Here is a 21,729-nt window from a genome sequence, read left to right as displayed (position 1 = left end):
CCCCCTCCCTTGGGAGGGACCTGTCGCATGCGACCGGGTTTCGGTCGGAATTACGCCTCGTTCACTCTGCAATTTCCTCTAAAACTCCGCCCTCCGATGCCGCCGGTTCGCGAATGCCCGCCAGACGCGCCAGCGTCGGAGCCACGGCCGTCATGTCCACGCGGCGGTTGACCCGCTGCATGCCTGCGCCCTTGCCGTAGAAGACCAGCGGCACTTCGGTGTCGTAGCCGTACATCGACCCCGACATCGACCAGCAGCGTTCCTGCTCCTCGATCCAGCCGGGCATCAGGTTCAGAATCACGTCGCCCGAACGGCGGGGATAGAAACTGTTCTGCATCCGGCGTGCATAGCCGCTGCCGAAATAGCTCGTGCGCATGGCCGTGGCGGCCAGCGCGTGGGAGATGCCGCTGAACTGCATGGCGAAGATGGCCACCTCGTTCTGTACCTCGGCGAGGTTCAATCCCCGCTCGTAGATCAGGTTGTGGTTGAGCCACAAACACTTGTCGCTGTAATCCACCACCCAGTCGCCTACGCCGTAGCGGACGTTCAGGAATCCGTTGACGATCACTTCGAACTGCCGCGGGTTGAAGCGGTCGGCCTCCTCGGCCCCGGCGTCGAACGCAGGGCTGGTTCCGTGGTCGGAGGTGAGCACCACCGTCACGCTGCCGTCCTTGACCTGTGCGAATACGAAGGTCAGGAAGTCGGCCAGGTCGCGGTCCAGGCGGTAGTACATGTCCTCGACCTCGATTGATTCGGGCCCGTAGGCCTCGCTGATGCGGCGCGGCGAGTCGAGGCAGACGTTCAGCAGGTCGGGGATCTTGTCCTCCCCGAGGCGGTATTGCGCGATGGCCTGTTTGGCCAGCCCCAGTACGGCCGTGTTGCCCGCCGGGGTGTAGAGCATGCGTTCGAAATCGCTCCGCAGTTTCAGACGCCCCGAGCCGCTTTGGTCTTTGTCTTTCTTGCTCTTTCCGCTCAGCGCGATGTCGTAGTTGCGGGTGTTGAGGTAGCGGCCGCGTTCGAGGAGCGTGCGCCACTCGCCCGAGATGTACGAAAGGTTGTAGCGTTCGCGGTTGCTGCGGGCGATCCATTCGGGCACTTCGGCGGCGTAGTAGGGCGAGGTCACCCAGTCGCAGCGCGCCGAGTCGAGCCAGAACACCTCTCCGCCGTGCCCGGCCGTCACCACGGCCGAAACGGCCTCGGGGGCGATCGTGACGGCGCGGCTGCCCGGGGCGTGCCGCAACAGCGTCTCCGCGAGCGTCGGGGCGATCAGGTGGTAGGCGCCGGGACCTTTGCGGCCTGCGGTCAGTTCGACGGTCCGGTTGGTGGTGTAATCCACCCAGCGCGAGCCGATCACGCCGTGGGTCGAGGGCATGGCTCCCGTGGTGAGCGTGGCCAGCGAGACGGGCGTAGTGGTCTGCAAATAGTCGTAGCGGCTGTCGGCATAGACCGTGCCGCCCTCCGTGAGGCGGCGGAAACCGCCTTCGCCGAAGTTTTCGGCGTAGCGGTCGAGGTCTTCGCCGCGCATCGAGCCGACGACGATCTGGACGATCAGCCGGGGCTGTGCCGCGGCGCTCTGAAGCGTCCCGAAAGCGGCTATGGCATATAGAAAGAATTTTTTTGTCATCTGTGTCGTGAGTTGGCCGCAAATTTACGAATTTATTTCGAGACATCGGCGGAAATAGGCCGTTTCCGACTGAAAATCCATCTCCGGAAGTGCGGCGATCCGTTCCAGCTGACGGCGGCAGAAGGCGCGGTGCGCCTTGCCCTGCGGGTTGCGGGGGCGGTGGGCGGCCGCTGCGACGATGGCTTCGGCCTCCGGAAGCAGGCGCAGGGCTTCGTCCGTCAGGACCGCCGGGGCGAATTTCTCCCAGACGTAGGCCACGGCCTGCGGCGCGGGGTGCACCAGGTCGTCGGCGTAGAAGCGGTAGTCGCGCAGGTCGTCGGTAAGTATTTCGAACGCAGGGAAATACGCCGAGCACTTGAACCTTTCCGTCAGCTGCTCGGCGGCCAGCCGCAGCGTCGCCTTGCTCACGGCGTTGCCCGCCAGGGTGTCGCCTGTATGCCGTACCGGGCTGACCGTCAGGATGATCTGCTTTCCGGCGAGCGGCCCTTCGATCAGCTCCGCGAACGTCTCGACGATCTCCTCCACCGAAAGCCGTCTTTTGGAAAATTCCGCGGCGGGCCGGCGGTGGCAGTTGGCGACCGCTTCGCCCTGACGCTCGTAGACCCATGCCGTGCCGAAGGTGAGGACGATGCGGTCGGCCGTGCGGAGTGCGTCGGCCCCGGCCTGCCGCGCGGCGTTCATTTTTTGCAGGGCTTCGTCGGCCGTCGGGGCCGAGAAGTCGCCGTGGAACCCGAAATGGTGCCACACCTCGCCGTCGAACCCCAGCTCCCCGCGCGTCACGGGCGCCGGGTCGGCATAACAGCGGATCGCCGCGGCGATGGAGAGCGGATTGAACAAGATGCCCGAGGGGTTTTCCGCCACCCGGAATTTGGCGCCGGCGAGTTTTCGGGCGATGTGCGCGGCGAAGCACGACCCGAGCGCGAGCACCCGGTTTTCGTAGCCGATTTTCACCCCGAGGGATGTAATTTCGATTTCGGTGCGGAATTTCATGGCGTACAAATGTACAAAATTTCTTACCTTTGTTCTATGATTCTGAAAGCAAACTGCAAAATAAATCTGGGTCTCGACATCCTGCGCCGTCGTGCGGACGGGTTTCACGATCTGGAAACCGTCATGTTCCCCGTTGCGGGCCTTTATGACGAGGTGGAGGTGGTGCGCACCGCTGCGCCCGGCGCGGAGTTCCGCGCCGAAGGGCTGGCCGTGGACTGCCCTCCCGAAGAAAACATCTGTCTCAAGGCGTTCCGGCTGATGCAGCGGCATTACGGCGTGGACGGGGTGGCTATCCGCCTCGGCAAGCGCGTGCCTTTCGGCGCGGGGCTGGGCGGGGGATCGTCAGACGGCACGGCGGTGTTGCTGGCTGTCAACGAGCTGTTTGCACTGGGGCTGTCCGAAGCGGAGCTGATCGCCCGGGCCGCAGAGCTGGGCAGCGACACGGCGTTTTTCGTGCGCAACACGCCGCAGTTATGTAAAGGAAGAGGTGAGGTGATGGAGCCTTTCGCGTTGAATCTGAAAGGAATGACGCTCGTCATCGTCAAGCCCGGCGAGGGGGTTTCGACCCGCGAGGCTTATGCCGGGGTGCGGCCGCGGATTCCGGAGGTGCCGCTCGCGGAGCGTCTCGGGAGGCCTGTGGCCGAGTGGCAGGGGCTGGTGACCAACGATTTCGAAGAGCATATCTTCGCCGCGCATCCGGCCATCCGTGCCGCCAAAGAGCGCCTGCTGGCCGAAGGGGCCGTTTACGCCTCGATGTCGGGCAGCGGCTCGGCGGTTTTCGGACTCTTCGCGGGGCATGAAAAAAGCGAAAGGCTGTGCAGCCTTTCGCCTTTCGTATTCGGTCTGTAAACCGCTGCGCCGGGGCTTTCGGCGGCGGTTTCCTGCTATTTTGCCGGAAGCGAATCCGTGGGCTGCCGCGCCGTTTCGGTCCCGTTAGTTGCGTCCCCGTCCGCTTCAGCCTTATCAGTTTCGGTTCCGTCCGCTTTGGTCCCGTCGGTTTCGCGCCCCTCGTTGAGGGTGTCGGCGATGCCGTCGGCAACGTGCTGCAAGGGGCCTGCTTCCGCCGTTTCCGGCTCTCCGGAGCGGGCGACTCTATTTGCAGCCCGCCACGGGCATCTTGGCGATGCGCGCGATATGGCGTCCGCCTTCGAACTCGGCGGCGAAATAGGCGTCGAGCATCTTGACGGCTTCGTCGTTGGTGATGAAACGCGCCGGGAAGACGATGATGTTCGCGTCGTTGTGGCGGCGGATCAGCGACGCGATCTCGGTGTCCCAGCAGAGACCCGCGCGGATGCCCTGATGTTTGTTGAGCGTCATGGTCATCCCTTCGCCCGAACCGCAGAGCGCGACGCCGCGTTCCAGTTCGCCGTTTTCGATCGCTTCGGCCAGCGGGTGGGCGAAGTCGGCGTAGTCGACGCTCTCGGGCGAGTGTGCGCCGAAATCGAGCACCTCATAGCCCATGGCGTTGAGGTAACCCACCAGGAATTCTTTCATTTCATAGCCGGCGTGGTCGCTGGCGATACCTATTTTCTTCATCGTATTTCGGTTTATTCGTGTTCGGCATTACAAAGATACAAAAAAACGGGCGGTTGTCAAACCGGATTGCATGCTGCCCGGCACGGTAAGACATTCCGACTCCGAAAAGGAGCGTTGCGGTCCCGGCACCAAAGATAAATAAAAATCGTGTCGCACGGCATTTCCCGGTCCCGAATTTGTGTTATTTTTGCACCGTGAAGATTTTTCTCGCCATACTGGGCTGCGCGGCGTTCGTGCTGGGCGTCGTCGGCATCTTCGTGCCGCTGCTGCCCACGACGCCGTTCCTGCTGCTGGCCGCGGCCCTCTGGGTTCGCTCCTCGCCGCGGCTCTACGAGTGGCTTCTGGCGCACCGCTGTTTCGGCGGGTATATCCGCAACTTCCGCGAAAACCGCGCCATACCGCTGCGCGCCAAGGTCGTTTCCATAGCCCTGATGTGGGGCACGATGCTCTACTGCATCTTCGGACTGCTCGACGGGAGGTGGTGGGCGCAGGTCGGCCTGCTGGCCGTGGCCGTCGGCGTCACATGGCACATCCTTTCGTTCGCAACGCTCCGCAAGTGATTTCCCGGCTTAAAAAGCCGGTTTTAGAGGGCGGAGGCGGGACGGTTCGTTTCCGGTCCGGGTCTGCGCAGTCCCCGGTTCATTTATCCGGTATTCCTTCGGAAACCTTTTCCTCGCTCGAAATCAGCTTCGTCAGGCGGTATTTCACCTCGTAGTCGCCCTTCGCGTCGTCGTATTCGGCGACGGGACGGATGAGGAGCCGGGCCTCGAAGCCCGGTTCGAAATCGAAGCCCTCGATCTCCCACGGGAACGGCTCCCACTGCGGGTCGGTGTAGCGCATGTCCTTGATCCAATAACCGCTCGTTGCCGGACTGTCGGCGCGCCGGGAGGCGATGGTGACCTCGAACTCCGGACTGAATTGCAGCGGGTCGATGGCCGGCTGCATCCGGGTGCGCGAAATCAGCCGTTCCATCGTGTAGCGGCGTTCGGGGCCGTCGGCCGGAGGATTGGGGATGGGGTCGATGCGGACCAGCATTTCGGTCTGGTACCCCTTTTCGAAGGTGAAATTCGCGATGGAGCCTGAAAACGTGCGCCATTCGGCGTCAGGGGCGGTTTTGACGATGTAGGCGGGGACGTGGCCGAAGCCCATGAAAATGCCGGCGACGCCCTTTTCGGAAGCCACGGTCCAGGTTTCGACGCGCGATTCGTCGTCGTCGCAACTGCCGAGCACGAGCGGCAGCAGGAGCAGCAGGAAGCGAAGTTTTTTCATAGGAGCAGATGTTTCCCGTAAAACGGAGCCAACACCCTGATACTGCACGGTCTGGCACAAAAAAACGGACCGGAGTCCGTTTTTTCGTATAGTCGGGTCGCGTTCGCTCGATAAGAAGCGGACGGGTTATTTCGCCGCGCGTTTGCGGTCGTTCTCGTCGAGCAGGATTTTGCGCAGGCGCATCGAGTGCGGCGTGACCTCGACATACTCGTCGCCCTGGATGTATTCGAGCGCCTCTTCGAGCGTGAAGACCTTCGGAGGCGCGATCGACGTCTTGTCGTCCGATCCCGAAGCGCGCATGTTCGTGAGCTGCTTGGCCTTGGTGACGTTGACCGTGATGTCGTTCTGGCGCGTGTGCTCGCCGATGACCTGTCCGGCGTAGACCTGCTCCATCGGGCTGATGAAGAAGCGGCCGCGGTCCTGCAACTTGTCGATCGAATAGGCGTAGGCCGTGCCGGTCTCGCCCGAGATGATCGAACCGTTGGTGCGCATCTCGATCTCGCCGACCCACGGTTCGAACCCTTTCAGGCGGTGTGTCATAATGGCTTCGCCGGCCGTGGCGGTCAACATGTTCGACCGCAGGCCGATGATGCCGCGCGAGGGAATGTCGAATTCCAGGCGCGTGCGTTCGCCGTCGGAGGCCATGTTCGTCAGCGTGCCCTTGCGGCGCGTCGTGAGGTCGATCACCGTGCCCGAGTACTCCTCCGGGCAGTCGACGGTCATCTCCTCGATCGGCTCGCACTTCTTGCCGTCGATCTCCTTGACGATGACGTGGGGCTGGCCCACCTGTAACTCGTAGCCCTCGCGGCGCATGGTCTCGATCAGCACCGAGAGGTGCAGCACGCCGCGCCCGAAGACGTTGAACGAGTCGGCCGAAGGGCCGGGCGTCACGCGCAGGGCGAGGTTCTTCTCCAGCTCGCGGTCGAGCCGCTCCTTGATGTGGCGCGAGGTGACGTATTTGCCGTCCTTGCCGAAGAAGGGCGAGTTGTTGATCGTGAAGAGCATCGACATCGTGGGTTCGTCGATGGCGATGGGGGGCAGCGGTTCGGGATTCTCGTAGTCGCAGACCGTGTCGCCGATTTCGAAGCCGTCGATGCCCATGATGGCGCAGATCTCGCCGCAGGGAACCTCCTCGACCTTCTTCTTGCCGAGGCCCTCGAAAACCATCAGCTCCTTGATCCGGGTTTTCTGCATCGTCACGCCGTCGCGCTTGGCGAGGGTCACCATCTGGCCCGCCTTGAGCGAGCCGCGCGTGACCTTGCCCACGGCGATACGGCCCGTGTAGGCCGAATATTCGAGCGACGTGATGAGCATCTGGGGCGTGCCCCCGACGATTTTCGGCTCGGGGATCTCGTCGATGATGGCGTCGAGCAGCGGAACGATCGAGTCGGTCGGCTCGTTCCATTTGTGCGACATCCAGCCCTGCTTGGCCGAGCCGTAGATGGTCTTGTAGTCGAGCTGCTCCTCGGTGGCGTCGAGCGAGAACATCAGGTCGAAAACCTGCTCGTTGACCACCTCGGGACGGCAGTTGGGCTTGTCGACCTTGTTGATGACCACGATGGGCTTCTTGCCCAGCGCAAGGGCCTTCTGAAGCACGAAACGCGTCTGCGGCATCGTGCCCTCGAAGGCGTCGACCAGCAGCAGCACGCCGTCGCACATGTTCAGCACGCGCTCGACCTCGCCGCCGAAGTCGGCGTGGCCCGGGGTGTCGATGATGTTGATTTTGTAGTCCTTGTAGATGACCGAAACGTTTTTCGAGAGGATCGTGATGCCGCGTTCGCGTTCCAGGTCGTTGTTGTCCAGTATGAGTTCGCCGGCCGGCTTGGCGTTGTCGCGGAGGATGTGCCCCGCCAGAATCATTTTGTCGACGAGCGTCGTCTTGCCGTGGTCGACGTGGGCAATAATCGCAATATTGCGCAGTTTTTGCATAAAAGTATATTTTGTGCTGCAAAGGTAACAAATTCTCGGGAAATTATACTAAATTTGCTTGTTTCTCAAAATTCTTAAAAAAGTTAAATAATGAAACCTGCCTTCAACGTTCGCCAGCAGAGCGAAATTTTCATAGGCCCGCTGGCCGACATCCTCTCCGGGGTGCTCCCCGAAGGGCGCGTGGTGGTGGTCTCCGACTCCACGATCGACCGGCTGTACCATTCGGTGCTGGCGCAGTACGACACCGTGCTGATCGGCCTGGGCGAGAGCGTCAAGACGATGCAGACCGTCGAGATGATCTACCGCCGTTTCATCGAGCTGGGCGTGGACCGTTCGACCTTCGTGCTGGCGGTCGGGGGCGGCATCGTCACCGACGTGGCGGGATTCGCCGCATCGACCTACATGCGCGGCGTGAAATTCGGATTCGTCTCGACGACGCTGCTGGGGCAGGTCGACGCTTCGGTGGGCGGCAAGAACGGCGTGAACGTCGACGGCTACAAGAACATGGCCGGGACCTTCACGCAGCCGCAGTTCGTCATCTGCGACCCCGCGCTGCTGCGCACGCTGCCCGAGCGGGAGTTCCGGGCCGGGCTGGCCGAGGTGGTCAAGGCGGCGATCATCGCCGACGCCGATCTGTTCGGGCGTATCGAGCGGACGACCTTCGAGGCGCTGCGCACGGATACCGATCTGTTGTCGGACGCCGTTTCGGCGGCGATCCGCGTCAAGGCCGACATCGTCGAGCGCGACGAACGCGAGTCGGGCGACCGCCGCAAGCTGAACCTCGGGCACACGCTGGCGCATGCCATCGAGAAGGCCTCCAACCGCATGAACCACGGCGAGGCCGTGGCGGTGGGAACGGCGCTGATCGCCGGGGCGGCGGTGAAGCTGGGTGCGCTGACGCAGGCCGACTGCGACCGGATCGTGAATGTGCTGACGGCGCTGGGCTTCGACCTGACGCCGCCCGTGGAGGTGAAACGCCTGCTGAAAGAGGTCGGCAAGGACAAGAAAAACGAAGACGGCATGCTGCGGATCGTCCTGCCGGTCGGGATCGGCGACTGCGAGGTGCGGCCGATGACGATGGATGCCTTCGCGGCGTTGTTTTAGAGTTGGTTCCGGCGCTTTCGGTACAGAGAGGGTCGGGTGTGCGGTAGATACAAAAAAAATCCGGTCGAATCATTCGACCGGATTTTGCTTATTCCTGATAGCGTTTCCGCAGACTCTCGGCATAGGTGTCCCAGTCTGCGATCGGTTGTTTGGCGACGCCCGATTCGACGGCGGCCTTCGCAACGGCGGGGGCGACGGTGCACAGCAGGCGCGGATCGAGCGGCTTGGGGATCAGGTAGGTGCGCCCGAATTCGAGCTTCTCGACCCCGTAGGCGCGCAGGACCATGGTCGGAACCGGCTGGCGGGTCAGTTCGGCCAGCGCATGCGCCGCGGCGAGTTTCATCTCCTCGTTGATCTTCGTGGCCCGCACGTCGAGCGCACCCCGGAAGATGTAGGGGAACCCCAACACGTTGTTGACCTGGTTCGGGTAATCCGAACGGCCCGTGGCGAAGATGATGTCGGGGCGCGAGAGCATCGCGGTATCGTAGGCGATTTCGGGATCGGGATTGGCGAGGGCCATGACGATCGGGTTGCCGGACATCGTGCGCAGCATCTCGGGCGTCAGCGTGTCGGCCTTCGAGACGCCCAGGAACACGTCGGCGTCGTGCAGCGCCTCGGCCAGCGTCGTGATGCGCCGCGTGGTGGCGAATTCGCGCTTCATCGGGTTGATGTCCTCGCGGTAGACCGTGACCGCTCCATGACTGTCGCAAAGCACCATGTTCTCGCGGCGGATGCCGAGCTCCACGAACAGGCGCGCGCAGGCGATGGCGGCGGCTCCGGCGCCGTTGACCACAACGCGCATTTTGTCCAGCTCCTTGCCGGCGATCTTCGCGCCGTTCAGAAGCGCCGCCGAGGAGATGATCGCCGTGCCGTGCTGGTCGTCGTGCATCAGGGGAATGTCCAGCTCCTCGCGCAGGCGGGTCTCGATCTCGAAACACTCCGGGGCCTTGATGTCCTCGAGGTTGATGCCTCCGAAGGTGGGAGCGATGGCTTTCACCGTGCGGATGAACTCCTCGGGATCGGTCGTGTCGACCTCGATGTCGAAGGCGTCGATGCCTGCATAGGTCTTGAAGAGCATGCTTTTGCCCTCCATGACGGGCTTGGCCGCCAGGGGACCGATGTTGCCCAGTCCGAGGACGGCCGTGCCGTTCGAGATCACGGCCACGAGGTTGCCCTTGCCCGTGTATTTGTAAACGTCGTCCGGCTCTTCGGCGATGGCCAGCGACGGAGCCGCCACGCCGGGCGAGTAGGCCAGCGACAGATCGTACTGCGTATGATAGGGTTTGGTCGGGACGATCCCGATCTTACCGGGGTGGCCTTCGCTGTGGTAGCGCAGCGCCGCGTCGTCGAGTTGCGTTTTTGTGTTCATCTCTCTCATTTTCCGTTAGTAACCTGTTAACCTCTAACGGCAAATATAACACAAAAACTGCTCCGATCTTAACAAATTTTAGAATTTTCGGAAATTTTTTTAGAAATAAAACCGCCGGCCGCTGTTGACGCCCGTCCGGGTGCGGGTGGAGCTTTGGATGCCCGGGAGTCGGCGTAGAAGGTGTAACTGACGCCGACGCTGACGCGGTAGGAGATGCGGTATTCGCAGCCGATGCCGAAATGCACGCCGAAATTGCGGATGGAGCGTTTGTCATAGTGACGGCCGAGGTGTTCCGGGCGTGTCGGCAACTCCCCGCGGTCAGAAGAGCGAAGCCTCTCCGTCGCGCGGGTGGGTGAATCCGAGGTGCTGGTAGGCCAGCGGCGTCGCCTCGCGGCCGCGGGGCGTGCGTTGGAGGAAGCCCTCCTTGATCAGGAACGGCTCGTAGACCTCCTCGATCGTCCCGGCCTCTTCGCCCACGGCCGTGGCCACGGTGTTCAGACCCACGGGACCGCCGTTGAATTTCTCGATGATCGTTCCGAGAATCTTGTTGTCCATCTGGTCCAGTCCGCGCGAGTCGATGTTCAGCGCCGCGAGGGCGATGCGCGTGATTTCCAGGTCGATGTGCCCTTCGCCCTTGACCATTGCGAAATCGCGCACGCGGCGCAGCAGGGCGTTGGCGATACGCGGCGTGCCGCGCGAACGCAGGGCCACTTCGTGGGCCGCGTCGTCGTCGATCGAGACGTCGAGGATGCGCGCCGAGCGTCGCACGATGCCCGCAAGCACCGGGGCGTCGTAGTATTCGAGGTGGCACTGGATGCCGAAACGCGCCCTGAGGGGCGAAGTCAGCAGGCCGCTGCGCGTTGTGGCGCCGATGAGCGTGAAGGGCGCCAGCTCGATCTGGATCGAGCGGGCCGAGGGGCCTTTGTCCAGCACGATGTCGATTTTATAGTCCTCCATCGCCGAGTAGAGATACTCCTCGACGATCGGGCTGAGGCGGTGGATCTCGTCGATGAAAAGCACGTCGCCCGGATTGAGGTTGGTCAGCAGGCCCGCCAGGTCGCCCGGCTTGTCGAGCACCGGCCCCGACGTGACGCGCAGCTGCGCCCCCATTTCGTTGGCGATGATGTTCGCGAGGGTCGTCTTGCCCAGTCCCGGGGGGCCGTGCAGCAGGACGTGGTCGAGCGAGTCGCCGCGCATGAGCGCCGCCTTGATGAAGATATGGAGGTTTTCGACGATCTTGTCCTGCCCGGAGAAGGTTTCCAGCTCCTGCGGGCGGATTTTGTTCTCGAATTCGAGATCGCTCTCCGTGTTGCGTACGATTGACATGATGCAAAGATAGCGATTTTCGGCAAATCTGCGCCCTCGGGGCGAAAAAACAATGCGCCGGGAGGCGGGCCGGAGGCCGGTTCGGGGCGCACGGCCGGTGTGGGAACGCACGGCTGGTGTTGGAGCGCGATCCGGGGCATGGCCCGGGAAGGGCCGGCTCGCTTCGCCCGGGGGAGGCCTGCCCGCAACGCAGTTGCGGGCGGACCCCCGGGAGCTGCCGCCTGAAAACGGAGTCGAGGTTCCGGAGAACGAATCTTCCGACCACACGCGCCTCTGCGGGGCGCTGCGGCAGGACGCAAAAAATCCGGTCCGCAGAGTGGCGGACCGGAGCAGCTGCCGTGAGGGAGTGGCTACTTCTTCTGCGGCAGGTCGAGTTTGATCTCCTGGGGACCGTTTTTGTTGGTCTCGATATGCAGGACGACGCCCTTCTTGCCTTCGAGCCGTTCGGCGAGCGGCGTGAGGTTGAACGAAACGTAATAGCCGTCGGTATAGCCCTGCGTGTCGCCGCCGGGGTTGTGGCGCAACTCCAGTTGCAGGTAATCCGTTTCGGCCGCTTCGGACTGTTCGGCGCCTCCGTCACCCTTTTCGCCTTCGTCTTTCACCTCGTTGACGATCACCGTGAACGTGTGTTTCGAATTGTCCGATACGGGGTAGAGCGCATAGAAGGTCAGCCACTCTTTCGTGAGGTTGAACGTATTGCCCTGGAAGCCCGTTTTGGCGCTGCCCAGCTCTTCGAGCCGAGCCGCGTCGGTCACGATCTCCGAAGTGCCGGTGTAGATGTTTTCCACGAAATAGAGGTCGATGTTGTAATCGTAATCGGCAATGCCGTTCTGCAATGTGAACCAGATGATGACCCGCTGCGTTTTGTCGGGATCGGGCTTGTAGCCCGGGACGCGGGACTTGTTGCCGGGGTAGAGCGTCTCCCCGTTGTCGCGCTGGAAATAGTAGTCTCCGCCGTCGAGCGTGCGGACGGTGGTGATGAGCGTACGGAGCGGTTAGCCGCCGTCGTCGTCGTTGCAGGAGGTAAAAGCAGTGACAGCTATAGCTGCGATGAGGAATAAACCGAATTTTTTCATAATATCCATATTTTATGTTACCTTTCGCTCTTAAAACGTCCGGCAGGGCCGAATACTGCATGCGAAATAAATTTTTTTCACCCATGCAGTCTTTTGCCTTCTGCGGCATTTATAGAGTGTATTGAGTAATGCAAATGGAGGAACAGATACTGGCCGAAGGGTGCAGGAAGGGGGACGATATGGCCCGCAAGGAGCTGTACGACCGCTATGCAGGCCGTCTGTTGTCGATTTGCATGCGTTACGCCGGAGACCGCACGACGGCCGAAGACCTGCTCCACGACGCTTTCCTGAAGATCTACGGGGCGTTCGACCGTTTCACCTACCGGGGAACCGGCTCGCTGCGCGCCTGGATCGAGCGGATCACGGTCAACGTGGCGCTGGAGTGGATACGCAGCCGCAGCAAGCTGGGAAGCGTGACGCTCGACGAGGGGAAGGCCGCGGCGGAGGTGGCGGAACCGGACGTGGCGGAGATGGCCCGCGTTCCGCGCGAGGTGCTGATGCGGTTCATCGGCGAGCTGCCCGAGGGTTACCGGGCGGTGTTCAACCTCTACTGCATCGAGGAGTATTCCCACCGCGACATCGCCCGGATGCTGGGAATCAACGAGAAAAGCTCCTCTTCGCAGTTGTTTCGCGCCCAGGCCATGCTGGCCCGCAGGATCAGGGCTTATTTGGAGACGCATTGAAATCGAGAGGATGCAGCTCCGGAATATCAGAAAAAGGTGGATCATCCGGCGCTGCCGGACTCACATAGAACTATGAAACAAGACAAGGATTGGATCAAAGCCATGCGGAACGCGCTTCGCGACGCCGAACTCCCGCCTCCGGCGGGGGGATGGGAGCGTTTGCAGCGCGAGTTGGGCGGTGCGGCTCCGGGGCCGGAGGTTTCCGGGACAAAACCCCGCGGGTCCGTATGGCGGATCTACCGGCCGCGGATTGCCGCCGCAGCCGCTGCCGTGCTGATCTTGGCCGTTGCGGGTGAATTCCTGCTCCGGCCGGACAAGGCGTTGGAAAATGATGGGACTGTTATCGCATCGGTGGCGGAAGACGGAGCAACCGCGGTTGCCATACCGCAGCCCGCGGAGCCGGAAACCGTACGGGACGCCCTTGCAAAGGCGGTGGGGCTGCCCCGGGAGCAGGTTGCTGGGGAGGCATCCTCCGCGGGGCGGCGGTCGCTCCTCGCTGCGGCCGCAGGGCAGCCTGCGCAGACGGCGGCTCTGAAAAATCTCCGGACGGACGGTGAGCCTGCGGTCCGGCCCGGAGAGGTCGCGGCGGAAGTTTCCGGAGAGGCGGCGAAGGCGTCGTCCGGTGAAGTCGCGAAGACGGCCTCCGGAGATACTGCGGAGGCGGAGGCTTCCGGCGAAAGGGCTTCGAAGCAGGCTTCCGGGCGGCCCGCAACGCGGTCGGCGGCCGGCGCGGCCGGTCGCGCCGGGTTCTCCGACGAGCCGTTCGTAGCCTACACCAAACCGCATAAAAAGGCGTCGTTCTCCCTGTTTGCCGGCGGCGGCGTGGCGGGCGGAAACAGCGAAGGTCTGGCTCCCCGGATGCTCAACACCTCGGTGACGAACGATGCTTCGTCGGTGATCGGCAACGGCAACAGCCTGGCGCCCCTGCGCAGCAGCGGATACGGCGAGAGTTCGTTCCGCCACCACCAGCCGTTGAGCTTCGGCATCGCCGTGCGCAAGGAGTTCGCCCACGGACTGTCGCTGGAAAGCGGCGTGAACTACACCCTGCTGCGTTCGGACGTGAGGATGCAGTACACCTCGGACGACGTGGCGCAAAAACTCCATTTCATAGGGGTTCCCCTCCGCTTCAACTGGCAGTTCCTCGAGCGCGGCCGCTTCTCGTTATATATGGGTGCGGGCGGCATGGTCGAGAAATGCGTTTCGGCCCGGCTCGGCTCCGAGACCGTCGACGAACCGGGCGTGCAGTGGTCGGCGCTTGCAGCCGTGGGGGCGCAATACCGTGTAGGCGGTATGGTGGGGCTTTATTTCGAGCCTGAAGGATCGTATTACTTCACCGAAACCGGATTGCGTACGTCGCGTACGGATTCACCTCTGACGCTGACCTTGAGACTGGGCGTGCGCCTCTCTTTTTGAAGTCTGATTTTATAAATCGCACATTTATTGTATAAGAGGAGTTCGCACCGGGAGTGCGGATTCCTTTTATCGTATTACGGGCAGGCGTGTCTAAAAGTGGCATTCGGGCGATTAAATATGCTATTTTTTGTTGTATGATCGAAATTTGTTACTATTTTTGTTGAATAAATTAAGTGACGCCCGACTTTGCATTCGCCCAGATACGATAAAAAAAAGCACAAGTGCGCTTGTTGCGCACCTGTGCCTGGTAGTCCCGACGGGAATCGAACCCATATCGTAAGAACCGGAATCTTATATTCTATCCATTGAACTACGGGACCGGGTGTGCAAAGATGCAAAAATTTTTTTAATATTCGAAAAAAAATGCGAGAAAAGCAGAATAATTGGCAAAGAATCGAGGCCGTAATCAAGTGGGCGAATATGTCGACCAACTATTTTGCGCTATATATCGGCCTGGCGCGCGGCGAAAACCTCTATCAGATAAAGCGGGGCAACAACGGCATTTCGCTGGACGTCGCCGACCGTATCGTCAGCAAATTCCCCCAGGTCGACAAACTCTGGCTGCTGACGGGGGAGGGGCAGATGTTCTCCGAGGAGCGGATACGCGGCGCGCAGATACCTTATTATAATGTGGATGTCGAACAGGGCATCGCACATCTGGAGCATCTCGACGCCGAGAGCAACCTCGTCGTGCCTCCGGTGGGGGCGTGCGACCTGGCGATGTGCTATACGGGGCGTGCGATGGGAAACATCGTGCCGCCCGGAACGGTCGTGCTGCTGAAAGCCGTGGACCGCGATGCAATTATTCCCGGGGGTGAATATGTGATAGTCTGCCGAAAAATTGTAACTTTGCGGATAGTTCGGGCCGCCGACGAGGAGGGCAAAGTCCGCCTGGTGGCCGGGGATCGGGAGAATTACGATGACATCGTTTTGAACGTCAACGATATAGTCTCGGTCTACAAAGTGAAGGGAAAATTGATCATAAACAGTTGAAGAGTATGTTTTCAGGCATCGTGGAACGTACGGCGGAAGTGGTTTCGATCCGCACGGACCGTCAGAACAAGGATTTCACGCTCCGGGCGGATTTCTGCAAGGAGTTGAAAATCGACCAGAGCATAGCACATAACGGCGTATGTTTGACAGTTGTGGACATCACGGAGGACACCTACACCGTGACGGCCATGAAGGAGACGCTCGACAGGAGCAACCTCGGGTTGCTGCGCGAAGGCGATCTGGTCAACCTCGAACGGTCGATGAAACCCGATGCCCTGCTCGACGGGCACATCGTGCAGGGGCACGTCGACCAGACGGCGGTCTGCACGGCGAAGGAGGATGCCGACGGAAGCTGGTACTTCACCTTCGAGTACGAGCCGCAGGGCGCCGGACTCTGCACGGTCGAGAAAGGTTCGGTGACGGTCAACGGCGTGAGCCTCACGGTCTGCGACTCGAAAGAGAGCAGTTTCCGGGTGGCGATCATTCCCTACACCTTCGAGCACACGAATTTTTGCCGCATCGAAGTCGGTTCGGTCGTGAACCTCGAATTCGACATCGTCGGCAAATACATCGCCCGGCTGATGCAAAACTACATGAAGTAAGCCTATGGTACACATCAAGACAAAGGAGGGCGCGTCGCTGTGGATCGCCCTGCTTGCCACGGCGATCGTCGCCGTGGGGATGGTTATACAGCATATCGAGTGGTGGATCACGCTCTGCACGTCGGTCGGGGTGTTCGTCGTGGTGGCGCTCGCGGCGCTGTTCATCATCCGCAAGTACGTGGCTTACAAACTCAAGCCGATCTATTCGATCGTGCTTTCGCGCGACGTGCACACCAACGAGATCTTCTCGGAACTGAAGGACAAGCGCGTCGAGAACATCGGCGAGGAGCTGACGGCCTGGGCCGACACCAACGACCGGGAGATCGCCCGGCTGAAAGAGGCCGAGTGCTTCCGCAAGCAATATCTGGGCAACGTGGCCCACGAACTGAAAACCCCGATATTCAATATCCAGGGATATATTTCGACGCTGCTGGACGGAGGGCTGGAGGACGAACTGATCAACCGCAAATACCTCGAACGCGCCGAGAAGAGCATCGACCGTCTGATCAACATCGTCAACGACCTCGACACCATTTCGAAACTCGAAAGCAGCATGAACAAGCTCAATCTGGAGCGATTCGACGTGGTGGCGCTGGCCAAGGAGATCGCCGAGCAGGCCGAGATGGAGGCCGACAGGAAGGAGATCCGGATTTCGGTCAAGGGGACCGACAACCTGCCTTCGCCCTTCTGGGTGCTGGCCGACAAACACTACATCGGGCAGGTGTTCGTCAACCTGATCATCAACTCGATCCGCTACGGCAAGGAGGGCGGGCAGACCCGCATCCGTTTCCGCGACATGCTGGATAAAATTCTGATCGAGGTGGAGGATAACGGTTCGGGTATTGCCAAGGAGGACCTGCCGCGTGTGTTCGAACGCTTCTACCGTACGGACAAGGGGCGGTCGCGGGAGCAGGGCGGCACGGGACTCGGGCTGGCCATCGTCAAACATATCGTCGAAGCGCACGGCGAACGGATCACGGTCCGCAGCGAACTCGGCGTGGGCAGCACGTTCTCCTTCACGCTGAAGAAGGTGAATTTGCAGGAGATGAAATAGAATGTACGAAATCCGGAGTAAGATCCGTTAGCATTTCGGTCTGAATTCCGGTTGCGTCGCGACAAGTCCTTTACGTGGGTCGTTTGAGAGACGGCTTTCGGACGAGAGGCGCGGGGCGTACGCCGTCTCCCTCCCCGAAAGAGGGGCGGGGTGGCAGATTCGAATGCGACGCCGGAGACGGCGACTGTGACCGCCCGAAAAGGAATCGGGGCTGAATAATAAAGAAACAACTTAAATAAATGATTCTACAACCTCTTTCCGTTGTCTGGAATTTCGATCCGGTGCTGTTCAGCATCGGGTCGCTCGACATCCGTTATTATGGGCTGATGTGGGCGCTGGCCATTCTGATCGGCGCGAAATTCTTCGATAACTTCGTCAATCGAGAAGGACTTCCCGCAAAGGTCTCGGAGTCGATTTTCATTTACGGAACACTCGCCACGATCCTCGGCGCGCGGCTCGGCCACTGTCTGTTCTACGACACGATGGAATACCTTTCGAAGCCGTGGACCATCATCACGGGATTTCGCGACGGAGGAATGGCCAGCCACGGCGCGGCCATAGGCCTGCTGATCGGGTTGTGGCTCTTCTCGCGCCGCAACAAACTGCCTTATATCTGGTCGCTGGACCGCATTATGATTCCGGTGGGCATCGGCGGTGCGATCGTGCGGTTGGGCAACCTGTTCAACTCGGAGATTTTCGGCCAGGCGACGACCCTGCCGTGGGGCTTCGAGTTCGTCCGTTCGCACAAGTGGGTGGCCGAGTTCGCCCCTGCGGCGGTGCACCCGACGCAGATTTACGAGGCGCTCTGCTACCTGGCGACTTTCGGCATCCTTTGCTGGCTCTATTACAGGAGGGACATTGCGCGCCGCCGTCCGGGCATTCTGTTCGGAATCGGCCTGATCGGTACGTTCCTCACGCGCTTTTTCATCGAGTACATCAAAACCGAGCAGGAGCCTTTCGAAGTGGGCTGGGCTTTGGACATGGGCCAGTGGCTCAGCATTCCCTTCATCCTGCTGGGAATCTATATGATCTGGCGGGGCGCGACCCGGCCCGGAACGGTTCCGGCCCCGGTGCCGAAAGCCCCGGCCGCAACGCCTAAAAAGAAGAAAAAATGAACGCGAACCCGATGGAAGAGCAGATCGGCAGGCTTGTCGGCAACCTGCTGGCCGGCGGCGGGGAGATTTTTCTGCCCGGCGTAGGCTCGCTCTACACCGAGCGGCAGGGAGCCAGGCGGCTCAACCGGCGAACCGTACTGCCGCCGAGCCGCACGGTGGCCTTCACCTCGCAGCAGCGGGGCGTGTCGCTGGTCGACGAGATTGCCCGCGTCATGCGTGAGGCCGGCGGATACGAAAATCCCGAAGCCGAGGCGCAGGCCGTTTACGACCGCTGGATCGCCCGGGTGCACCGGGCCGACCTGCTGACCGTCGAGGGTGTCGGGGAGCTGAAATTCAAGAATTTTATCCCCGACGAGGCGTTCGACCTCCGGCTGAATCCGCAGGGGCGCGAACCCGTGCGGGTTCGTGTGCAGCGCCGTTTCGACTGGCCGCTGTGGGTCGGCATCGCGGCAATCGGGATTGCGGCGGTCTATGGCGGGCGGGAGTTCCTGCTGCTCTATCCGGAGGCGCCGGAAGCGGCGGCCGTGACGGAGATTCCCGCTGCGTCCGACAGCTTCGGGACCGTCGAAGCGCCCGATGCTTTGGTCGAGGCTCCTCCGACGGAACGGTCTGTGGCCGGGGTGTCCGCTGCGCAGGCGGGGGGCGCGGCTTCGGGGGCTTCCGTTCCCGATGCAGCCCCGGAACCGGAGACCGCCGAAACGCATCCGGCGCAGGAGCAGGACGCCCCGACGGCGTTGCTTTCGGGCCGCCACTATGTCGTGCTGGGGGTTTTCAGCACTGAAGAGAACGCCCGGCGCGCCGTGCGGGAGACCGAGGCCAGGGAGTCGGCGCTCCGTTGCCGGATTTATCGTTTCGGAGGGAAATTCATGGTTTCGCCCTTCTCGTCGGACGATGCCGGAGCCTGTGCGCAGTTCATCCGCGTGCAGGACGGGCGTTTCCCCGACATGTGGACCTACACCGCCCGCTGATGGCCCTTGCGGAGTTGATAATCCGGGCGATCGACTGGTTTTACATCCGGCCCGTCGCCGCGGTCCTGCCCCGGCAGGTGTTCCGTTACGCGGTCTGCGGCGGTGTGACCTACATCCTGTTCGATCCCGTCTGCTATTTCCTCTTTTACAATTTCATCGTGGCGCACCGCTACGTCGACCTGGGATTCGTGGTCGTCTCCCCGCACATCGCGGCGATGATTCTCGTCTTTCCGTTCACCTTCTTCGTGGGCTTCTGGCTCAACCGTTACGTGGCGTTCCGCCGGTCGCCGATCGGGGCCGGGACGCAGCTTCTGCGCTACCTGCTTTCGGTGGCGGGGTCGGTGCTGCTGACCTATGCGGGGCTGAAGTTCTTCGTGGAAGTCTGCGGCGTGTGGCCCACGCCGGCGAAGATGGTCACGACGCTGCTGACGACGGTTTACAGTTTCCTCGCAGCCAAATATTTCACCTTCCGCCACGCGGAAAAACCGGAATAGACAAGAACCTGAATTCCATTCATAGCCGAATGACTTTTCGTGTCGTCGGGAGCGGACTTTCAGGCCGATTTTTGCAGAATGCCCGATTATGAATTGTGAATTGTGAATTTTGAATTCTGATTCCGGTTCTCCTCCCGCAGTTTCTGGAGTTCGTACATCCGGTCGCGGAATTTCGCCGCGGCGAGGAAGTCCAGCGATTTGGCTGCGCGTTCCATCTCCTCGCGGGCCTTGTCGATCAGCGCGTCGATGTTCTCGCTGGCCGTGTAGCTTTTCTGCACGTCGGCCGCCGCCGCGTAGTGGTCTTCGGCGATGGGGTAGGCCGTCATGTTGACCTCCGACGTGTCGACGCGGCCCGCCAGCAGCGCGCTCTGTCCCGAGCCGCTCTTCTGCGCCTGCCGCGGCAGCATTTCGTGCTCCATGTTGTAGCGCACCTGCTTCTCGCGGCGGCGGTTGCTCTGCTCGATGGCGTAGCGCATCGAGTCGGTGCAGGTGTCGGCGTAGAGGATCACGTTGCCCTGCGAGTGGCGCGCGGCGCGTCCGGCGATCTGCGTGAGCGACCGGACGTTGCGCAGGAATCCCTCCTTGTCGGCGTCGAGGATCGCCACGAGCGCCACCTCCGGCAGGTCGAGTCCCTCGCGCAGCAGGTTCACGCCCACCAGCACGTCGAACATCCCGGCCCGCAGGTCTTCGAGAATCTGGATGCGCTCCAGCGTGTCGACGTCCGAGTGGATGTAGCGGTTGCGCACGCCCACGCGGTCGAAGTATTTCGAAAGCTCCTCGGCCATGCGTTTGGTGATGGTCGTCACGAGCACCTTGTCGTCGTTCTTCACGCGCTTGTCGATCTCCCCGATCAGGTCGTCGATCTGGTTCAGCGTCACGCGCACCTCTAACGGCGGGTCCACCAGCCCTGTGGGGCGGATCAGCTGTTCGACGATCACGCCCTCGCTCTTCATCAGCTCGTAGTCCGCGGGCGTGGCGCTCACGTAGATCGACGTGCCCTGCAACTGTTCGAACTCCGAGAAGGTCAACGGGCGGTTGTCCTTGGCCGCCGGGAGGCGGAAGCCGTACTCCACGAGGTTCTCCTTGCGGGCGCGGTCGCCGCCGAACATGGCGTGGACCTGCGGCAGGGTGACGTGGCTCTCGTCCACGACCATCAGGTAGTCCTTCGGGAAATAGTCGATCAGGCAGAAGGGGCGCGTCCCGGCGGCGCGGCCGTCGAAGTAGCGCGAGTAGTTCTCGATGCCCGGGCAATAGCCCAGCTCCTTGATCATTTCGAGGTCGTACTCCACGCGCTGCTTGATGCGCTGCGCCTCCATCGGACGCCCGGCGCGTTCGAAGAACTCGATCTGCTTGCCCAGGTCGAGGTAGATCTGCTGCACGGCGGCGTTGATGCGCTCTTTGGTCGTCACGAACAGGTTCGTGGCGTAGAGCGTGATGCTGTCGAGAGAGGCGATGCGCTGTCCCGTGACGGGGTCGATCGACTGGATGGCCTCCACCTCGTTGTCGAAGAACATCACGCGGAAGCACTGGTTGCCGAACTCGCCGAAGGCCGCCATGATGTCCACCGTGTCGCCGTTGACGCGGAACGTCGCAGGCTCCAGCTCGCGTTCGGTGCGGGTGTAGAGCGCCTCGACCAGCTTGTAGAGGAAATGCTTGTAGCTGACGACCTGCCCCACCTTGATGTTGATGGCCGTGGCGTGGAAGTCCGCCGGGTTGCCCGCGCCGTAGAGGCACGAGACGCTCGACACGACGATCACGTCGCGGCGGCCCGACAGCAGCGTGGCGACCGTGCCGAGGCGCATCTTCTCGATCTCGGCGTTGATCTGGAGGTCTTTCTCGATATAGGTGTCCGTCGAAGGCAGGTAGGCCTCCGGCTGGTAGTAGTCGTAATACGACACGAAATATTCCACGGCGTTCTCCGGGAAGAAGTTGCGGAACTCCCCGTACAACTGCGCCGCGAGGGTCTTGTTGTGGCTCAGGACCAGCGTCGGACGGTTCAGCCGCGCGATGACGTTGGCCACCGTGAAAGTCTTTCCCGAACCCGTCACGCCCAGCAGCGTGTTGTGTTTGGACCCGTGTTCGATCGAGCTGACGAGCTGCCCGATCGCCTCCGGCTGGTCGCCCATCGGGGCATAGTCCGATACTAACTTGAAATCCATAGATGCAAAGGTAGTGAAGAATTAA

At 61.6% G+C, this 21,729-nt stretch carries 19 protein-coding genes, 1 tRNA gene and 1 pseudogene; 11 read left to right on the top strand and 10 right to left on the bottom strand.

Annotated features, from left to right (window positions below; all coding sequences use genetic code 11):
* Positions 1–61: 61 nt before the first annotated feature.
* Positions 62–1,624, bottom strand: a complete 1,563-nt coding sequence (locus tag BHV64_RS04885; RefSeq protein ID WP_217727709.1) for an alkaline phosphatase family protein — start codon at positions 1,622–1,624, stop codon at positions 62–64.
* 24 nt (positions 1,625–1,648) lie between these two features.
* Positions 1,649–2,614 (bottom strand): GSCFA domain-containing protein, encoded by a 966-nt coding sequence (locus BHV64_RS04880; RefSeq protein WP_217727708.1) that lies wholly within the window; start codon positions 2,612–2,614, stop codon positions 1,649–1,651.
* A 36-nt stretch (positions 2,615–2,650) separates the two neighbouring features.
* Between BHV64_RS04880 and ispE the strand changes: the two genes are divergently transcribed.
* Positions 2,651–3,463 carry a 4-(cytidine 5'-diphospho)-2-C-methyl-D-erythritol kinase gene (gene ispE, locus BHV64_RS04875; RefSeq protein WP_217727707.1) on the top strand — a complete coding sequence of 271 codons (813 nt, stop codon included), beginning with the start codon at positions 2,651–2,653 and terminating at the stop codon, positions 3,461–3,463.
* A gap of 243 nt (positions 3,464–3,706) precedes the next feature.
* Here ispE and BHV64_RS04870 read toward each other — a convergent pair whose 3' ends face one another.
* Positions 3,707–4,150 (bottom strand): RpiB/LacA/LacB family sugar-phosphate isomerase, encoded by a 444-nt coding sequence (locus BHV64_RS04870; protein ID WP_015547224.1) that lies wholly within the window; start codon positions 4,148–4,150, stop codon positions 3,707–3,709.
* A gap of 194 nt (positions 4,151–4,344) precedes the next feature.
* Between BHV64_RS04870 and BHV64_RS04865 the strand changes: the two genes are divergently transcribed.
* Positions 4,345–4,710, top strand: coding sequence for a YbaN family protein (locus BHV64_RS04865; protein ID WP_044054791.1), 366 nt, complete (start codon positions 4,345–4,347; stop codon positions 4,708–4,710).
* Positions 4,711–4,789: 79 nt separating this feature from the next.
* Here the strand turns inward: BHV64_RS04865 and BHV64_RS04860 are convergent, their stop codons facing one another.
* On the bottom strand, positions 4,790–5,419 hold the full coding sequence (locus tag BHV64_RS04860; RefSeq protein ID WP_217727290.1) for a DUF4377 domain-containing protein: 630 nt from the start codon (positions 5,417–5,419) through the stop codon (positions 4,790–4,792).
* Positions 5,420–5,545: 126 nt separating this feature from the next.
* Entirely contained in the window at positions 5,546–7,348 is a 1,803-nt protein-coding gene (gene typA / locus BHV64_RS04855) for a translational GTPase TypA (protein ID WP_022062640.1), read from the bottom strand.
* Between the two features lie 90 nt (positions 7,349–7,438).
* Here typA and aroB point away from each other — a divergent pair, with 90 nt between their 5' ends.
* Entirely contained in the window at positions 7,439–8,452 is a 1,014-nt protein-coding gene (gene aroB / locus BHV64_RS04850; RefSeq protein WP_138265999.1) for a 3-dehydroquinate synthase, read from the top strand.
* Positions 8,453–8,540: 88 nt separating this feature from the next.
* On the opposite strand, the gene BHV64_RS04845 is transcribed toward aroB, so the two are convergent.
* From BHV64_RS04845 to BHV64_RS04835, 3 genes and pseudogenes are all read right to left on the bottom strand, one after another.
* The gene (locus tag BHV64_RS04845) at positions 8,541–9,821 is read right to left on the bottom strand and encodes a malic enzyme-like NAD(P)-binding protein (protein ID WP_217727291.1); all 1,281 of its coding nucleotides are present in this window, start codon (positions 9,819–9,821) and stop codon (positions 8,541–8,543) included.
* A gap of 318 nt (positions 9,822–10,139) precedes the next feature.
* Positions 10,140–11,147, bottom strand: a complete 1,008-nt coding sequence (ruvB, locus tag BHV64_RS04840) for a Holliday junction branch migration DNA helicase RuvB (protein WP_195285218.1) — start codon at positions 11,145–11,147, stop codon at positions 10,140–10,142.
* 350 nt (positions 11,148–11,497) lie between these two features.
* A pseudogene (locus BHV64_RS04835) lies at positions 11,498–12,223 on the bottom strand (NigD1/NigD2 family lipoprotein).
* A 134-nt stretch (positions 12,224–12,357) separates the two neighbouring features.
* Between BHV64_RS04835 and BHV64_RS04830 the strand changes: the two are divergent.
* On the top strand, positions 12,358–12,906 hold the full coding sequence (locus BHV64_RS04830; protein ID WP_288115608.1) for an RNA polymerase sigma factor: 549 nt from the start codon (positions 12,358–12,360) through the stop codon (positions 12,904–12,906).
* A gap of 72 nt (positions 12,907–12,978) precedes the next feature.
* Complete coding sequence (locus BHV64_RS04825) at positions 12,979–14,319, top strand: hypothetical protein (protein ID WP_288115607.1); 1,341 nt, start codon at positions 12,979–12,981, stop codon at positions 14,317–14,319.
* A 245-nt stretch (positions 14,320–14,564) separates the two neighbouring features.
* Here BHV64_RS04825 and BHV64_RS04820 read toward each other — a convergent pair.
* Positions 14,565–14,639 (bottom strand) — tRNA-Arg (locus tag BHV64_RS04820).
* 43 nt (positions 14,640–14,682) lie between these two features.
* On the opposite strand from BHV64_RS04820, the gene BHV64_RS04815 reads away from it, so the two are divergent.
* From BHV64_RS04815 to BHV64_RS04790, 6 genes are all read left to right on the top strand, one after another.
* Entirely contained in the window at positions 14,683–15,312 is a 630-nt protein-coding gene (locus tag BHV64_RS04815) for a hypothetical protein (protein WP_044054409.1), read from the top strand.
* 5 nt (positions 15,313–15,317) lie between these two features.
* Positions 15,318–15,914, top strand: coding sequence for a riboflavin synthase (locus tag BHV64_RS04810; protein ID WP_015547206.1), 597 nt, complete (start codon positions 15,318–15,320; stop codon positions 15,912–15,914).
* Positions 15,915–15,918: 4 nt separating this feature from the next.
* Positions 15,919–16,968, top strand: a complete 1,050-nt coding sequence (locus BHV64_RS04805) for a sensor histidine kinase (protein WP_015547205.1) — start codon at positions 15,919–15,921, stop codon at positions 16,966–16,968.
* Between the two features lie 242 nt (positions 16,969–17,210).
* A complete protein-coding gene (lgt, locus tag BHV64_RS04800; protein ID WP_044054790.1) occupies positions 17,211–18,083 on the top strand; it encodes a prolipoprotein diacylglyceryl transferase in 873 nt (290 codons plus the stop codon).
* Complete coding sequence (locus BHV64_RS04795; protein ID WP_195285215.1) at positions 18,080–19,051, top strand: hypothetical protein; 972 nt, start codon at positions 18,080–18,082, stop codon at positions 19,049–19,051. Before lgt ends, BHV64_RS04795 begins: the two co-directional genes overlap by 4 nt.
* Positions 19,051–19,545, top strand: coding sequence for a GtrA family protein (locus BHV64_RS04790; protein ID WP_015547202.1), 495 nt, complete (start codon positions 19,051–19,053; stop codon positions 19,543–19,545). Before BHV64_RS04795 ends, BHV64_RS04790 begins: the two co-directional genes overlap by 1 nt.
* 86 nt (positions 19,546–19,631) lie before the next feature.
* Here the strand turns inward: BHV64_RS04790 and uvrB are convergent, their stop codons facing one another.
* Positions 19,632–21,704, bottom strand: coding sequence for an excinuclease ABC subunit UvrB (gene uvrB / locus BHV64_RS04785; protein ID WP_147620620.1), 2,073 nt, complete (start codon positions 21,702–21,704; stop codon positions 19,632–19,634).
* Between the last annotated feature and the right edge of the window lie 25 nt (positions 21,705–21,729).

It is taken from the genome of Alistipes sp. 56_sp_Nov_56_25 (assembly GCF_001915285.1).
Classification (GTDB): Bacteria; Bacteroidota; Bacteroidia; order Bacteroidales; family Rikenellaceae; genus Alistipes; species Alistipes shahii.
Note: the sequence above shows the minus strand (reverse complement) of the source record. Positions and strands in the feature narration are given on the sequence as shown.

Excerpts from the sequence above, each read along its gene's own strand:
- BHV64_RS04885 (WP_217727709.1), bottom strand. The coding sequence starts at position 1,624 with ATGACAAAAAAATTCTTTCTATATGCCATAGCCGCTTTCGGGACGCTT.
- BHV64_RS04880 (WP_217727708.1), bottom strand. The coding sequence starts at position 2,614 with ATGAAATTCCGCACCGAAATCGAAATTACATCCCTCGGGGTGAAAATC.
- ispE (WP_217727707.1), top strand. The coding sequence starts at position 2,651 with ATGATTCTGAAAGCAAACTGCAAAATAAATCTGGGTCTCGACATCCTG.
- BHV64_RS04870 (WP_015547224.1), bottom strand. The coding sequence starts at position 4,150 with ATGAAGAAAATAGGTATCGCCAGCGACCACGCCGGCTATGAAATGAAA.
- BHV64_RS04860 (WP_217727290.1), bottom strand. The coding sequence starts at position 5,419 with ATGAAAAAACTTCGCTTCCTGCTGCTCCTGCTGCCGCTCGTGCTCGGC.
- typA (WP_022062640.1), bottom strand. The coding sequence starts at position 7,348 with ATGCAAAAACTGCGCAATATTGCGATTATTGCCCACGTCGACCACGGC.
- aroB (WP_138265999.1), top strand. The coding sequence starts at position 7,439 with ATGAAACCTGCCTTCAACGTTCGCCAGCAGAGCGAAATTTTCATAGGC.
- BHV64_RS04845 (WP_217727291.1), bottom strand. The coding sequence starts at position 9,821 with ATGAACACAAAAACGCAACTCGACGACGCGGCGCTGCGCTACCACAGC.
- ruvB (WP_195285218.1), bottom strand. The coding sequence starts at position 11,147 with ATGTCAATCGTACGCAACACGGAGAGCGATCTCGAATTCGAGAACAAA.
- BHV64_RS04830 (WP_288115608.1), top strand. The coding sequence starts at position 12,358 with ATGGAGGAACAGATACTGGCCGAAGGGTGCAGGAAGGGGGACGATATG.
- BHV64_RS04825 (WP_288115607.1), top strand. The coding sequence starts at position 12,979 with ATGAAACAAGACAAGGATTGGATCAAAGCCATGCGGAACGCGCTTCGC.
- BHV64_RS04815 (WP_044054409.1), top strand. The coding sequence starts at position 14,683 with ATGCGAGAAAAGCAGAATAATTGGCAAAGAATCGAGGCCGTAATCAAG.
- BHV64_RS04810 (WP_015547206.1), top strand. The coding sequence starts at position 15,318 with ATGTTTTCAGGCATCGTGGAACGTACGGCGGAAGTGGTTTCGATCCGC.
- BHV64_RS04805 (WP_015547205.1), top strand. The coding sequence starts at position 15,919 with ATGGTACACATCAAGACAAAGGAGGGCGCGTCGCTGTGGATCGCCCTG.
- BHV64_RS04795 (WP_195285215.1), top strand. The coding sequence starts at position 18,080 with ATGAACGCGAACCCGATGGAAGAGCAGATCGGCAGGCTTGTCGGCAAC.
- BHV64_RS04790 (WP_015547202.1), top strand. The coding sequence starts at position 19,051 with ATGGCCCTTGCGGAGTTGATAATCCGGGCGATCGACTGGTTTTACATC.
- uvrB (WP_147620620.1), bottom strand. The coding sequence starts at position 21,704 with ATGGATTTCAAGTTAGTATCGGACTATGCCCCGATGGGCGACCAGCCG.